The organism is Xanthomonas sp. WHRI 7064 (assembly GCF_040202355.2).
GTDB classification, from domain to species: Bacteria; Pseudomonadota; Gammaproteobacteria; order Xanthomonadales; family Xanthomonadaceae; genus Xanthomonas; species Xanthomonas arboricola.
The window spans coordinates 2766092-2780768 of record NZ_CP167821.1 but is presented as its reverse complement, the minus strand read 5'-3'; the positions used below and the strand labels follow the sequence as shown (position 1 = coordinate 2780768).

11 protein-coding genes are annotated in these 14677 nt (G+C 66.1%); 7 read left to right on the top strand and 4 right to left on the bottom strand.

All coding sequences use genetic code 11. The annotated features are described in order from the left end of the window. The first annotated feature begins 4 nt into the window (after positions 1 to 4). From fdhD to ABQY74_RS11990, 4 genes are all read left to right on the top strand, one after another. Positions 5 to 850, top strand: coding sequence for a formate dehydrogenase accessory sulfurtransferase FdhD (gene fdhD / locus ABQY74_RS12005; protein ID WP_104554174.1), 846 nt, complete (start codon positions 5 to 7; stop codon positions 848 to 850). Next, positions 847 to 3195 carry an FdhF/YdeP family oxidoreductase gene (locus ABQY74_RS12000; protein WP_349791574.1) on the top strand — a complete coding sequence of 783 codons (2349 nt, stop codon included), beginning with the start codon at positions 847 to 849 and terminating at the stop codon, positions 3193 to 3195. The genes fdhD and ABQY74_RS12000 overlap by 4 nt, the downstream gene beginning before the upstream one ends. Continuing rightward, positions 3185 to 3463, top strand: a complete 279-nt coding sequence (locus ABQY74_RS11995) for a hypothetical protein (protein ID WP_349791572.1) — start codon at positions 3185 to 3187, stop codon at positions 3461 to 3463. The genes ABQY74_RS12000 and ABQY74_RS11995 overlap by 11 nt, the downstream gene beginning before the upstream one ends. Positions 3464 to 4468: 1005 nt before the next feature. Continuing rightward, positions 4469 to 5761 carry an MFS transporter gene (locus tag ABQY74_RS11990; protein ID WP_349791570.1) on the top strand — a complete coding sequence of 431 codons (1293 nt, stop codon included), beginning with the start codon at positions 4469 to 4471 and terminating at the stop codon, positions 5759 to 5761. A gap of 58 nt (positions 5762 to 5819) precedes the next feature. Here ABQY74_RS11990 and ABQY74_RS11985 read toward each other — a convergent pair whose 3' ends face one another. The 4 genes from ABQY74_RS11985 to ABQY74_RS11970 all read right to left on the bottom strand — a co-directional run bounded on the left by ABQY74_RS11985 (position 5820) and on the right by ABQY74_RS11970 (position 10552). Continuing rightward, entirely contained in the window at positions 5820 to 6281 is a 462-nt protein-coding gene (locus ABQY74_RS11985; protein ID WP_102584758.1) for a bacteriohemerythrin, read from the bottom strand. 181 nt (positions 6282 to 6462) lie between these two features. Beyond that, complete coding sequence (locus ABQY74_RS11980) at positions 6463 to 7761, bottom strand: diguanylate cyclase (RefSeq protein ID WP_039512053.1); 1299 nt, start codon at positions 7759 to 7761, stop codon at positions 6463 to 6465. Positions 7762 to 7856: 95 nt separating this feature from the next. Then, positions 7857 to 9173 (bottom strand): FAD-binding oxidoreductase, encoded by a 1317-nt coding sequence (locus ABQY74_RS11975; protein ID WP_349791568.1) that lies wholly within the window; start codon positions 9171 to 9173, stop codon positions 7857 to 7859. Next, positions 9173 to 10552: a glutamine synthetase family protein gene (locus ABQY74_RS11970; RefSeq protein ID WP_349791566.1), complete on the bottom strand. Its 1380-nt coding sequence runs from the start codon at positions 10550 to 10552 to the stop codon at positions 9173 to 9175. The genes ABQY74_RS11975 and ABQY74_RS11970 overlap by 1 nt, the downstream gene beginning before the upstream one ends. A 288-nt stretch (positions 10553 to 10840) precedes the next feature. Here ABQY74_RS11970 and ABQY74_RS11965 point away from each other — a divergent pair, with 288 nt between their 5' ends. The 3 genes from ABQY74_RS11965 (at position 10841) to ABQY74_RS11955 (ending at position 14566) form a co-directional block, all read left to right on the top strand. Beyond that, positions 10841 to 11596, top strand: a complete 756-nt coding sequence (locus tag ABQY74_RS11965) for a gamma-glutamyl-gamma-aminobutyrate hydrolase family protein (RefSeq protein ID WP_349791564.1) — start codon at positions 10841 to 10843, stop codon at positions 11594 to 11596. A 6-nt stretch (positions 11597 to 11602) separates the two neighbouring features. Continuing rightward, on the top strand, positions 11603 to 12988 hold the full coding sequence (locus ABQY74_RS11960; protein WP_065031616.1) for a glutamine synthetase family protein: 1386 nt from the start codon (positions 11603 to 11605) through the stop codon (positions 12986 to 12988). A gap of 201 nt (positions 12989 to 13189) precedes the next feature. Next, positions 13190 to 14566 carry an aspartate aminotransferase family protein gene (locus tag ABQY74_RS11955; protein ID WP_104573776.1) on the top strand — a complete coding sequence of 459 codons (1377 nt, stop codon included), beginning with the start codon at positions 13190 to 13192 and terminating at the stop codon, positions 14564 to 14566. Positions 14567 to 14677: the final 111 nt, after the last annotated feature.

Below are 14677 nucleotides of genomic sequence, written 5' to 3'. Positions count from 1 at the left end.
TGAGATGACACTTCCGTCTTCCCGTTCCGTGCGCGCCGGCAGTGTGGTGCGCACGGTTGTCCGCCACCGCGGTGGCCGCAACGCCACGGTGCAGGACATGGTGGCGGCCGAAATGCCGGTCGCCTTCCACTACAACGGCGTGCCGTTCGCGGTGATGATGGCCACGCCGGAAGACCTGGAGGATTTTGCATTCGGGTTCTCGCTGAGCGAGGGCATCGTCGATCAGCCGCAGGATCTGCGGGTGGTGGCGGTGGAGACGTTTCTGGAAGGCGCCTCGCTGCAGATCGAGATCCCGCCCGAACGTGCCGCCGCGCTGGACCGGCGACGGCGCAATCTGGATGGCCGCAGCGGTTGCGGGGTGTGCGGCAACGAATCGATCGAAGCAGTGTTGCGTGTGCCGCCGGTGTTGCAATCGTCGCTGCAGATCGATGTGGATGCATTGGCGCGTGCGTTGGATGCGTTGCATGCGCAGCAGCCGATCGCCGCACAGACCGGCGCGGTGCATGCCGCCGGTTGGGCCGATGCACACGGTGTGGTGCGCTACGTGCGCGAAGACGTCGGCCGGCATAACGCGCTCGACAAGTTGATCGGTGCGCTGGCGCGGGAGCGCGTCGATGCATCGCAAGGGTTTGCGGTGGTGACCAGCCGCGCCAGTTACGAAATGGCCATGAAAGCCGCGCAGGCCGGGATCCCGCTGCTCGCAGCGATTTCGGCGCCGACCGCGCTGGCGATCAGCCTGGCCGACAGTGCGGGACTGACCCTGATCGGGTTTGCCCGCGATCACGATTGTGTCGTTTACAGCCATCCGCAGCGCCTGAATCTGGGCGTTGGCGTGGGAGAGCCCGCATGAGCAAGAAGACCATCCAGCAATACGACAATCCCGCCGGCGGCTGGGGCGCATTGCGCTCGGTTGCCAAGCATCTGATGGAACAGGACATCGCGGTGCAGGGCGCCAAGACGCTGCTGCACGCCAACCAGCCGGACGGTTTCGACTGCCCCGGCTGCGCCTGGCCCGACCGCGATCACACCTCCACCTTCGAGTTCTGCGAGAACGGCGCCAAGGCTGTCGCGGCCGAGTCCACGGCGCGCCGCGCCGGGCCGGAGCTGTTCGCCTCGCACAGCGTCAGCCTGCTGTCGCAGTACAGCGATTACTGGCTGGAAGGGCAGGGCCGGCTGACCCAGCCGATGCGTTACGACGCGGCCACCGATCATTACGTGCCGGTGAGCTGGGACGAGGCGTTTGCGCAGATCGCCGGGCACCTCAACGGGCTGGCATCGCCGGACGAGGCGATCTTCTACACCTCCGGGCGCACCAGCAACGAGGCGGCCTTCCTGTATCAGTTGTTCGTGCGCGAGTTCGGCACCAACAACTTCCCCGACTGCTCCAACATGTGCCACGAGCCGTCCGGCACCGCGCTGCGTTCGCAGATCGGCGTGGGCAAGGGCACGGTGTCGCTGCACGATTTCGAACTGGCCGATGCGATCTTCATTTTCGGGCAAAACCCGGGCACCAATCACCCGCGCATGCTTGGCGAGTTGCGTCAGGCCTCCAAGCGCGGCGCGGCCATTGCGGCATTCAATCCGTTGCGCGAGCGCGGGCTGGAGAAGTTCGCCGACCCGCAGGACAAGCTGGAGATGCTGCACAACGGCTCCACCCGCATCGCCTCGGACTATTTCCAGCTCAAGATCGGCGGCGATCTGGCCGCGGTCAAGGGCATCATCAAGCACGTGCTCGAACGCGACGCACAGGCCCAGCGCGAGGGCACGCCACGCCTGCTGGATCTGGAATTCATCGAGGCCCACACCGCCAACTTCGACGCTTTCGCTGCCGAGGTGCACGGCGAATCCTGGGACACCATCGTCGAAGAGTCCGGGCTGGACGAGGCGGCGCTGCGCAAGGCCGGCGAACTCTATCTCAATGCCGAGCGTGTGATCGCCTGCTGGGGCATGGGCATCACCCAGCACAAGCATTCGGTGGCCACCATCCACTTGATCACCAACCTGCTGTTGCTGCGCGGCCATCTGGGCCGGCCGGGCGCGGGCGTGTGCCCAGTGCGCGGACACAGCAACGTGCAGGGCGACCGCACGATGATGATCTACGAAAAACCGCCGGCCGCGTTCCTGGACAAGTTGCAGACGCTGTTCGGGTTTGCGCCGCCGCGCGAAGACGGTTTCGACACCGTCGGTGCGATCGAGGCGATGCTGGACGGGCGCGGCAAGGTGTTCTTCGCGATGGGCGGCAATTTTGCCGCTGCCACGCCGGATACCGACGCCACGCATCGCGCGCTGCGCAATTGCGAATTGACCGTGCATGTCACCACCAAGCTCAATCGCAGCCACCTGGTGCATGGGCGCGATGCGCTGATCCTGCCATGCCTGGGCCGTACTGAAATCGACATCCAGGACGCCGGCTCGCAAGGCGTGACGGTGGAGGATTCGATGAGCATGGTGCACCTGTCGGCCGGTATCAATCCGCCGGCCTCGCCGGAGCTATTGTCCGAGCCTGCGATTGTGGCGCGCCTGGCCGAGGCGACGCTGGGTGCGCGCAGCGCGATCCGCTGGCGTTGGCTGGTGGGCGACTACGACCGCATTCGCGACCTGATTGCCCAGGTGTTCCCCGATTTTGCCGACTTCAACCAGCGCGTGCGGGTGCCGGGCGGCTTCCGCCTGTCCAACACCGCGCGTGATCGCCAGTGGGTGACACCCGAGAAGCGTGCGGTGTTCAAGCCGCACGCGGTGCCGACCGACAACCCGATCCATCGCGCACGCCGTAGCCACACCGAGCAGATGGTGTTTACGCTGGCCACCACGCGCTCGCACGATCAATACAACACCACCATCTACGGGCTGGACGATCGCTACCGCGGCGTGTTCGGCGAGCGCCGCGTGCTCTTCATCAATGGCGCGGATATCGCCGCGTTGAACATGAAGGCCGGCGACTGGGTAGACCTGGAGAGCCTGTGCGAGGACGGCGTGCATCGCGAGGCGCGCCGCTTCCTGCTGGTGGACTACAACATTCCGCGCGGCTGCCTGGCGGCGTACTACCCGGAAACCAACGCGCTGGTGCCGCTGTCCAGCTTCGCCGACGAAGCGCGCACGCCCACCTCCAAGTCGATTCCGGTGATCGTGCTGTCGCACCGCGCCGAAACCGCCGATGCGGCGCCGCGCGACATCGGAGCGGTGCTTGTCCGCTGATCCGCAGCTCACCGCGCTGCTGCTTGCCGCGTTGGCCGACACGCCCGAGGGCGTGTCGCTGGCGCGCCTGTGCAAGCAACTGGGTGTACGCATGAGCGTGCTGCTGCGCACCCTGGCGTGGTTGGGTAACGCCAGTCTGAATGGTCAACCCGGTCCAGGCTGGATCCAGCTGGAAGACCGCGGCGAGCGCCAGTTCGCAGTGCTGACGGATCTCGGGTTGGCAGCGCATGCGCAACGTGCAATGACGCAAACGCAGCAGGGCGACTGAGCAACTTGCTGGTACCTCCCGGCTGAGGAAAGCGGGTGACTGAAGCCTCTTCACTTGCACGGGAAGCTTGATCAGATGCAACCTGATCCGAACAACGCAGTCCATGCTTTGCTTGCAACCAAACACACCGACCGTCTTGACTGGTCCTTGTCCGCTCACCGTCGCGGGACCTTACGCGGCATGGATGCCGCGTAAGAGCCTACAAGGACGTACTTGTGGCGTGTCCCGCGATGGTGGCTGGGCAAGGGCCCTGCAGCAAAGTCGCAGACCCGACGCTCTGCAAGCGATCTATCAACACTATCCGACCACTCCAAGACCCACCGAGCTCTTCAAGGGTGGCGCCGTTATGGATGCAGTCGAAGACTTGGGTCAAAAGCCTGGTTGATCGAGCGCGCGGTGTCCTCACCGCTTGCGGGACACGCCGTGAATCCGTGCGTGGAGGCTCCTTGGCGGCATCCATGCCGCCAAGGGTCCCGCAACCGGCAAGGACACCGCACCACAGAGTTGGTCGGCTGCTTTCCTCAAAGCTTATTTCTCGGCTTGCGGTGGGAAGATGAGGCGTTTGTAAGTCGCGTGTTGAAAGCCTGTTGCTCGGCCTGCATCGGGAGCTGATCGGGTGCAACGCGATCCGAACAACGCGCATCAAGCACTGCTCTTACCGCGCACACCGAACACCTCGACAGGTCCTTGTCCGCTCACCGTCGCGGGACCTTACGCGGCATGGATGCCGCGTAAGAGCCTACAGGGACGTACTTGCGGCGTGTCCTGCGATGGTGGGCGGGCAAGGGCCCTGCAACAAGGCTACAGAGCAGTCGCTCTAACAAGCATCTATCAACACTGCCCGGCGACTCCAACGCAACCGAGATTCCGAAAGACATCAGGCTGCCACTGCCCGAAAGGCAGGCAGTCACGGCTGTAACTTTTTGCACGCAGGTTGGTCTGCGCAAACCGATGCTGCAATCTGCCAGAATCGGCTGACTTGTCTTGTCTGGATGCCGATCAACGATGACTGCTGCTGCGCCGCTTGCCGCTCCCATCAATTCGCCTGCGCGCGTGCTGTTCGCCAGTCTGATCGGCACCACCATCGAGTTCTTCGATTTCTATATCTACGCCACCGCCGCGGTGCTGGTGTTCCCGACGCTGTTTTTTCCGGCGGGCGATGGCAGTGCGGCAATGCTGCAGTCGCTGGCGACGTTTGCGGTGGCCTTTATCGCGCGGCCGGTGGGCTCGGCGGTGTTCGGCCATTTCGGCGACCGGATCGGTCGCAAGGCTACCCTGGTGGCGGCGCTGCTGACGATGGGCCTGTCCACCGTGGCGATCGGCTTGCTGCCCAGCTATGCCCAGATCGGCGTGTTCGCACCCGCGCTGCTGGCGCTGTGTCGCTTTGGCCAGGGCCTGGGCCTGGGCGGCGAGTGGGGCGGGGCCGTGCTGCTTGCCACCGAAAACGCACCGCCCGGCAAGCGCGTGTGGTACGGCATGTTTCCGCAGCTGGGTGCGCCGCTGGGCTTTCTGCTGTCCACCGGCACCTTTCTCGGCATGGGAGCGGTGCTCGACGATGCGCAGTTCATGCAATGGGGCTGGCGGGTGCCGTTTCTGGCCAGCGCGTTGCTGGTGCTGACCGGCCTGTGGGTGCGCCTGAGCATCACCGAGACGCCCGACTTCCAGAAGACCCTGGAGCACAAGACGCGCGTGCGCCTGCCCCTGGGTACGGTGATTTCGCAGCACTGGCCGGCGCTGATCATCGGCACGCTGGGCGCATTCGCCACCTTCGTGCTGTTCTATCTGATGACGGTGTTCGCGCTGGGCCACGGGACCAAGACCCTGGGCTACGACAAGGAGCAATTCCTGCTGTTGCAGATGGCCGGTATCGTGTTTTTCGCGATCGGCATCCCGCTGTCGGCCAAGTTCGGTGACCGGCATGGCGCGCCGCTGGCGATGATGCTGGCCAGTGTGGCGATCATTGCGTTCGGGTTGGCATTTGCGCCACTGTTCCAGGCCAATCACCCGTTGCAGGTGCTCGCATTCCTGGCATTGGGGTTCTTCTTCATGGGCCTGACCTACGGCCCCTGCGGCACACTGCTGGCCGAGTTGTATCCCACCGAAGTGCGCTACACCGGGGCCTCGCTATCGTTCAACCTGGCCAGCATCCTGGGGGCGGCACCGGCGCCGTACGTGGCCACGCAACTGGCCGCACGTTATGGCGTGCAGGCGGTGGGGCAATATCTGGGCGCGGCGGCGGTGTTGAGCCTGCTGGCGTTGGTCGTGGCCCGCAGATCGCGTCGGCGGGTTGACGTTTGAAGGTGAGAGCGGGCGGCGTCATCGGTGAGGCGGATTGCGCCCAGGTGCAGAGCGGTCGCTAGCGGAACAGGCGCTTGAGTGTGCGTCCCAACCAGCTGCCGTGCTGGTGGCTGCGCGCGAACTGGTCCAGATGTGCGATCACCTGCGGCGCGTAGGCCTGATCGTCGCCGCGGATATGGTTGAACAACCAGCGCGAGAGCATGCTGCGGAGTTCGTCGCAGACGTCTTCGCCGGCCTGGAACCGCAGCCGGTACTCGCCGACACGTTTGCCGAAGACCTCGTGCACGCGCTTGTGCGCCAGGCTGAAGGGGTAGCCCGCTTCCTCCATCAGTTCTTCCTCGAAGGCAAAGTGCGATAGCGTGTAGTCGATCAATTCGTCGATCACCTCGGCCACTGCCAGGCGTTGCAGGCTGGCGTGCGCGGCATGCAACTGATTGATCATTTCCACGATGCGCCGGTGTTGGTGATCGATGACCTCGATCCCGGTGTTGAGGTCGTCCTGCCAGACCAGCAAAGCCATCGTTCGCCCTTGTTCCATACGGTGAGGGCACGATAGGCGCACGTGATCGCCAACGCGTTGATCTGGATCAAATCCAGTCACGGCGCGCGGGCGGCGTGCGTGCTGCGGGGCGATTCTGTGTGCCGGCGATACCGCCGGGTCGGGCGCGCCGCCGGCCGTGCAGCGCACGAACCTGCGCCGCTCAGCTGGCCAGACGCACCTGGTTGCGGCCGCCAGCCTTGGCCAGGTACAGATACTTGTCCGCCTCGCCCAGCAGATGGTGCAGCGACTGGCCGTCTTCGGTGGCGATGCATACGCCGATGCTCACCGTCATGCTGAGGGTTTCATCGCCGATCCGCACGCGCAGTGCGCTGATGCGTTCGCGCAGGGTTTCGAAGTAGCTGGTGGCGTTGGCGGCATCCAGCCCCGGGACCAGCAGGCAGAATTCTTCGCCGCCAAAACGCGCCACCAGATCCTGCGGCCGCGCATGACTGGAGACCGACGCGGCCACCGCGCGTAGCGCCTGGTCGCCGGCTTCGTGGCCCCAGGTGTCGTTGATGTGCTTGAAGTGGTCGATGTCCAGCATCGCCGCGGTGACCGTCTGCTCCTGCGACAACAGGGTGGGGATCACCCGCTGGCTTTGTTCCAGGAAATAGCGCCGGTTGGGCAGGCCGGTGAGGAAGTCGCGGGTGGCCAGGTCCTGCAGCGTGCCGATCAATTCCAGCTGGTCCACATTCTGCGACACACGGCAGAAGAACTCTTCGCGCGAGAACGGCTTGCGCAGGAAATCGTTGGCGCCGTTCTTGAGGAAACGCGGGATCAGCGACGAGTCGCTGTTGCCGGAGATGCCGATCACCGCGACCTTGTCGCGCGAACGGATCGCACGCAGCCTGCGGGTGAATTCCACCCCTTCCATGCCGGGCATTTCCTGGTCGACGATGGTCAGGCGGATGCCGGGGTCGCGCTCGATCGCCTGCAGGCCGGCCGCACCGTCGGCTGCCAGCACCACGCGGTAGCCGTACATCGACAGCAACGCGGCCGCATAGGTCCGTGCGGACAGGGAATCGTCCACCACCAGCGCGGCGATGCGGCGATTGCGCTCCAGGCGTTGCACCAGCCAGGCCAGATATTCGATGCTGCCGGGCGCGTTCTTGAGCACGTAATCGATGATCTGCTGCTGCAGCACACGCTGGCGCAGATCCTCGTCATAGACGCCGCTGACCACTACTGTGGGCAGCTTGCGCGAGAGGAAGAATTCCACGACCTTGTCGCGGTCGCCGTCCACCAACACCAGGCCGGTCAGGACCAGAAACCAGCCGTCTTCTTCGTCCAGTACACGGGCGGCTTCTGCCAGCGTCGATACGACCGTGACCGGCAGCTCCACGCGTTGCTCGATGGCCTCGCGCAGCATGCTGGTGAAAGTACGCGAGTTCTCCACCAGCAGCACGCGTTGCGGCAGGACTGCGCTTTCACTATTGCGATGTAGGGTACCTGGGGACATCGGCTGGCCGTGCGGATCGAACCGTCATACCAGCTAACGGCCCTGCTCGCCAAAACTTGAGCGCCGCGTCTCAAAGTGCCCAAGACGGCGCCTATTCACCACAACGCATCGCGTAGCCGGTACCAACTCATCGCCGCCACCAGCAGCGGCGTGCGCAGCAGGCGCCCACCGGGGAAAGGCCGATGCGGAATGCGTGCGAACACGTCCAGCCGTCGGCTCTGGCCGGCGATGGCCTCGGCGATGACCTGGCCGGCCAGGCCGGTGGCGGCGACGCCATGCCCGGAGAATCCCTGGGCGAAATACACGTTGGGCCCCAGCCGGCCCCACTGCGGGGCGCGATTGCGCGAGATGTCCACGTAGCCGCCCCACAGTGTTTGCAGCGGCACGTCGTGCAGCTGCGGGAAGACCGTGTGCATGCGCCGGGTCATCAAGCGATCCAGGCCGGGCGGCGGGCGCGAGGAGTAGCTGGCGCGTCCGCCGAACAGCAGCCGGTGGTCGGCGCTGAGCCGGTAGTAGTCCAGCGCCCAGTTGGTGTCGGCGACCGCCATGTCGTTGGCGATCAGCGCGCGTGCACGGGCCTGGCCCAGCGGCGGCGTCGCACCGACATAGGTGCCAACCGGCATGATGTGGCGCTCCAGCGCCGTGGAAATGCCGTGCAGCAGGGCATTGCCGGCGATCACGCCGAACTCGGCGCTGACGCTGCCCTGGTCGGTCTGCATGGTCACGCGCGTGCCGTGCTCCAGCCGGGAGACGGGCGAGGCCTCGTGGATGCGTACGCCGGCCGCCAGCGCTGCGCGCGCCAGACCCAGCGCATAGGCCAGCGGATGCAGATGGCCGCTGGCCGGGTCGAACATCGCGCCCAGGTAGAGCGGGCTGTCCAGCACCTGCCGCATACGCGCGCGGTCCCACCATTCCAGCGGGTAGTCGTAGCGCTCGGCCATGCGCATGATGCCGTGCTGCAAGGCCCGCACCTGGCGCGGCTTCAGCGGCACGTGGGCGTGGCCGTCGCGCCAGTCGCAGGCGATGGCGTGGCGGTCGATGCGTGCGCGCAGCAGGCGCATGCCGTCGCGCGAGAAGTCGAACAGCAGCCGCGCGTCGGCATCGCCGACCAGCGCTTCCAGGGTTTCCTGCTCGCAGCCGTAGCCGACGATGGCCTGGCCGCCGTTGCGCCCGGAGGCGCCCCAGCCGATGCGCCTGGCTTCCAGCACGATGACCTTGTAGCCGGCCTCGGCCAGGGCGAGCGCGGCGGTGAGGCCGGTGTAGCCGGCGCCGAGGATGCAGACATCGGCACGTTGGACGCCCTGCAGGCATGGCTGCTCCGGCAAGGCCGGCGTGCTGCGGGCGTACCAGCTGTCGGGATAGCCGTTACCCGGCGGATCGGTTGGCGGCAGCGTTGTGGCCGGGCCGTCCATCAGACGATCCGCAGGTACCGGGCGTAATCCAGATCCGGCACCTGCGCCTGGTAGTCGAGCAGCTCGCGCTGTTTCTGCTGGCCGAACACGTGCTGGAACTGGCTGCCGAACTGCGCGCCGACAAAGTCGCTGGCGCCGAATGCATCCACCGCGGCTTGCCAGGTGCGCGGCCGAAAGACCGCTTGCGCGTAGGCACTGCCGGTGACTGCCGCGCTGGGTTCGCCGGGATGTTGCAGGCCGTCCAGCATGGCCGCCAGCACGGCGGCGGCGGCCAGGTACGGGTTGGCATCGGCGCCGGCGATGCGATGTTCGATGCGGGTGTTGCGTGCATCGCTATGCGGGATGCGCAGCGCCACGGTGCGGTTGTTGAAGCCCCAGCTCGCATCCAGCGGCACGAAGGCATTGCTGACGAACCTGCGGTAACTATTGGCATGCGGCGCGAACATCAGCAGCGAGGCATCGGCGTGCCGCTGCAGGCCGGCGATGGCATGGCGCAGGCGGTCGGCGGGCGCATCGACGTTGCCGGCAAACACGTTGTGCCCGTCGGCATCGAGCAGGCTCACATGCAGGTGCAGGCCGCTGCCGGCCTGGCCGGGAAACGGCTTGGCCATGAAGCTGGCGAGCTTGCCCTGCTGTTGCGCAATCGCCTTGATGGTGCGCTTGAGCAGGATCGCCTCGTCGCAGGCGGCCACTGCATCGGCGCGATGCTGCAGGTTGATTTCGAACTGGCCGGGTGCGTATTCGGCCACGGCGGTGTCGGCCGGGATGCCTTGCTGGCGGCAGGCGTCAGTCACCGCGTCGGTGAAGGTGCGCTGGTCGTCCAGGTCTTGCAAGGAATACACCTGGGTGCTGTCGCTGCGTGCACCGGTCTGCGGGTCGCGCGGCGTCTGCGGGCGTCCTTGCGCATCGGGCACCGCGTCGAACAGGTAGAACTCCAGTTCCACCGCAATGACCGGGGTCAGGCCGAGCGCAGCAAAACCGTGCAGCACGCGCTGCAAGACCGCACGCGGTGCGACCTCGAACACGCTGCCGTCCGGCTGATGCATCGCCAGCAGCAGCTGCGCCATCGGCCGCGGTGCCCACGGCACCGGGCGCAGCGAGCCGGCGATGGGCCGGCAGATGCGATCGGCATCGCCGATGGCGTAGCCCAGCCCGGTTTCCTCGACGGTATTGCCGGTGATGTCGGTGGCGATCAGCGACATCGGCAGGCACACGCCATCGCGATAGACCTTGTCCAGGACCTCGGCTGTCACACGTTTGCCACGCAGCACGCCATTGGTGTCGGGCAACAGCAGATCGACCGCTTCGCAGCCATCGATCCGCGCCAGCGTGGCGGCATCGGCGGCGGGCAAGCACGCGACGGAGTTCTCGGAAACCATGGGCACCACCTGCAAGGTCGCCGCTCAGACTAGCAAAGCACATGTGATCTTTCGCAACTGTGCGCGTGTGGACCCTGGCAATGCAGGTGGCCGCACGGTAAGTTCGCAGGCATCGGCAACGCAGCCCATCAACCCGTGGCGAGCACTCGCTGACAAGTCGTCGCGGTCGGAGGGATGCGGGTGATGCGCAAGCCGCCAGCTGCGCGCCACATGTGCCCTGTACAGTGCCAGCGCCTGCGCGATGGCAAGCTCACGCGTGATGCAGCCGCGTTCAACCGGGAGATCCGCATGGCTGTCGTTCCACTGGTCGGGTTGCCGACCGATCGCCTCCAGCAAGGGCCACATCCGTTTCTGGCCACCGGCGAGAAGTACATCCGCGCGGTGGTGGACGCAGCCGGAGCGATGCCGGTGCTGTTGCCGAGCCTGCAGCCCACGCTGGATGCGGGCGCGTGGCTGGATCGCCTGGATGGCCTGTTGCTGACCGGTGCGGTGAGCAATGTCGAGCCGCATCACTACAGCGACGAGCCGAGCTGGGAGGGCAATCCGCACGACCCGGCGCGCGATGCCACCAGCCTGGGACTGATCCCGCAGGCACTGGCGCGTGGCCTGCCGGTGCTGGCGATCTGCCGCGGGCTGCAGGAGGTCAATGTGGCGCTGGGCGGGCGCCTGCACCAACGCGTGCATGACGTGCCCGGCCTGCTTGATCACCGCGAAGACCGTGCCATGCCGCTGGACACGCAGTACGGCCCGGCGCATCCGGTGCAGCTGCATCCCGGCGGCCTGCTGGCCGGCATGAGCGACAGCGCGCAGGTCGCGGTGAACTCGCTGCACGGGCAGGGCATTGCACGCCTGGCCGACGGCCTGCTGATCGAGGCGACCGCGCCGGATGGCCTGATCGAAGCCTTTCGCGGCCCCGGGCCGGGCTTTCTGCTCGCGGTGCAGTGGCATCCGGAGTGGCGTGTCACACAGCATCCGTTCTACCGTGCCATCTTCCAGGCCTTCGGCGAGGCCTGTCGCCAATACGCCGCTCGACGCGGTCAGTGAGGTTGCATGTCGATCCGCACCCGTTCGCGCACATCCACGCCCAAGCAGCCCGAGAGCGCGCTGCGTCGCTGGCTCAAGGACCGTCACATCACCGAGGTCGAGTGCCTGGTGCCGGATATCACCGGCAACGCACGCGGCAAGATCATTCCGGCGGACAAGTTTTCGCACGACTACGGCACCCGGCTGCCGGAAGGCATCTTCGCCACCACCGTCACCGGCGATTTCCCGGACGATTACTACGAGCTGACCTCGCCATCGGATTCGGACATGCATCTGCGCCCGGACGCGTCCACCGTGCGCATGGTGCCGTGGGCGGCCGATCCCACCGCGCAGGTCATCCACGATTGCTACACCAAGGACGGCCAACCGCATGAGCTTGCCCCGCGCAATGTGCTGCGGCGCGTGCTGGACGCCTATGCCGAAGCCAAGCTGCAACCGGTGGTGGCGCCGGAGCTGGAATTCTTCCTGGTGCAGAAGAACACCGACCCGGACTTTCCGTTGTTGCCGCCGGCCGGGCGCTCGGGTCGGCCGGAGACTGCGCGGCAGTCGTATTCGATCGATGCGGTCAACGAGTTCGACCCGATCCTGGACCTGATGTACGACTACTGCGATGCGATGGAACTGGACGTGGATACGCTGATCCACGAATCCGGCGCCGCGCAGCTGGAGGTCAACTTCACCCACGCCGATGCGCTCTCGCGCGCCGATCAGGTGTTCCTGTTCAAGCGCACCATGCGCGAAGCGGCGTTGCGGCATGGCGTGTATGCGACGTTTCTGGCCAAGCCGATGGAGACCGAGCCGGGCAGTGCGATGCATATCCATCAGAGCCTGCTGCATGCCGGCACCGGCAAGAACGTGTTCAGCGGCAAACGCGACGGCGGCTTCAGCGACACCTTTGCGCACTATCTCGGTGGCCTGCAGAAATACATTCCGATGGCGATGGGGCTGCTGGCACCCAACGTCAATTCCTACCGGCGGCTGATGTTCGGCGAGGTGTCGCCGAGCAATGTGCTGTGGGGCTTCGACAACCGCACCTGCGGGCTGCGGGTGCCGATCGATGTGCCGCAGAACATGCGGGTGGAAAGCCGCTTTGCCGGCTCCGACGCCAATCCGTACCTGGCGATGGCGGCGACCCTGGCCTGCGGGTTGCTCGGCATCCGCGAAAAGCTCGAGCCGACCGCGCCGATCAGCAGCAACGGCAAGGAGCAGGGCTACGATCTGCCGCGCTCGCTGGGCGAGGCGCTGGATGGGCTGGAGGGCTGCGAGGCCTTGCAGGAGATGCTGGGGCGGCGCTTCGTGCGCGCCTACATCTCGGTCAAGCGCAAGGAGTACGAGACGTTCTTCCGCGTGATCAGTTCGTGGGAGCGGGAGTTTCTGTTGTTGAATGTGTGAGGCATATGCGTTTCGCACAGCGTGCCGCGCCGTTCCCTTCTCCCCTCGGGAGAAGGTGCTCGGAGGGCGGATGAGGGCAGGTCGTCTGGCCATGGTCCAGACCCACGTGCATTGCTGGCGTCCGATGCGTTTTGCCCCAGCTGCCTTTCGTAACGCCACTGCATTCGCGCCACTGGCGTGAGCCACCTTCCGGAGCAAGCCGTGCACCCCACTGTGTTGGAAACCTTGCAGCAGCTCGATGCCGCCCATCACCTGCATCCGTTCAACGACAACGCGGCGTTGGCCGAAAAGGGCACGCGCATCCTGACACGCGGCGAGGGCGTGTATGTCTGGGACGCGCAGGGCAACAAGTTGCTGGATGCGTTCGGCGGCTTGTGGTGCGTGAATGTCGGCTACGGGCGCAAGGAGCTGGCACAGGCGGCGGCGCGGCAGATGGAACAGCTGGCGTACTACAACAGCTTCTTCCAGTGCACCACCGAGCCCACTATCCATCTGGCTGCCAAGCTGGCGGAGCTGACGCCGGGCGATCTGAACCATGCGTTCTTCGCCAACTCCGGGTCGGAGGCCAACGACACCATCCTGCGGCTGGTGCGGCATTTCTGGGCGGTGCAGGGGCAGCCGGAAAAACGCATCTTCATCGGCCGTCATGACGGCTATCACGGCACCACCATGGCCGGTGCCAGCCTGGGCGGCATGCGCGGCATGCACAGGCAGGGTGGCCTGCCGATTCCGGATATCCACCACATCGCACCGCCGTATCACTTCGGCGACGGCGGGGAGATGGACCCGGAGGAGTACGGACTGCTAGCGGCGCGTCGGCTGGAAGACCGGATCCTGCAACTCGGGCCGCAAAACGTGGCGGCCTTCATCGGCGAGCCGATCATGGGTGCGATCGGTGTATACATCCCGCCGCGAAGTTACTGGCCTGAAATCGAGCGCATCTGCCGGCGCTACGACGTGCTGCTGCTGGCCGACGAAGTGATCTGCGGGTTTGGGCGTACCGGTGCCTGGTTCGGTGCGGATTATTTCGGCTTCCAGCCCGACGTGATGACGCTGGCCAAGGGCATCACCTCCGGTTATATCCCGTTGGCGGCGGCGATGTTCAACGATCGCGTGGCCGGCGTGCTCAAGGCGCAGGGGGGTGAGCTGGCGCACGGCGGCACCTATGCGGGGCATCCGGTCTGCGCGGCGGTGGCGCTGGAGAACCTGCGCCTGCTGCAGGACGAAGGCATCGTGGACACCGCGCGTACCCGGATCGCGCCGTACCTGGCGCAACGCTGGGCCGAGCTGGGCGAGCACCGGCTGGTCGGCGAGGCGCGTATCGCCGGCCTGGTCGGAGCACTGGAACTGGTGCCGGACAAACGCCGGCGCGGGGTCTATTTCCCCGAACGCGGCCGGGTCGGTGCGCTGTGCCGCGATTTCGCGCTGCGGCGCGGGCTGATCCTGCGTGCCACCCACGACGCGATGCTGCTGTCGCCGCCATTGATCATCACCTGCGAACAGGTCGATGAGCTGTTCGACAAGGCCTGGGCGGCGCTGGACGATACTGCGCAGGCGCTGGGCATCGTTGCCGCCTAAGCCTGCCGGCGCACGTCAAGCTTTGCCGGTCGCGCACACCCGCCAGGGCGACCGGCAGAGGCGATTGCGGCACCGGCCGCGCCGGCCAGCGGGTGCGTACGGTTGGTTTCC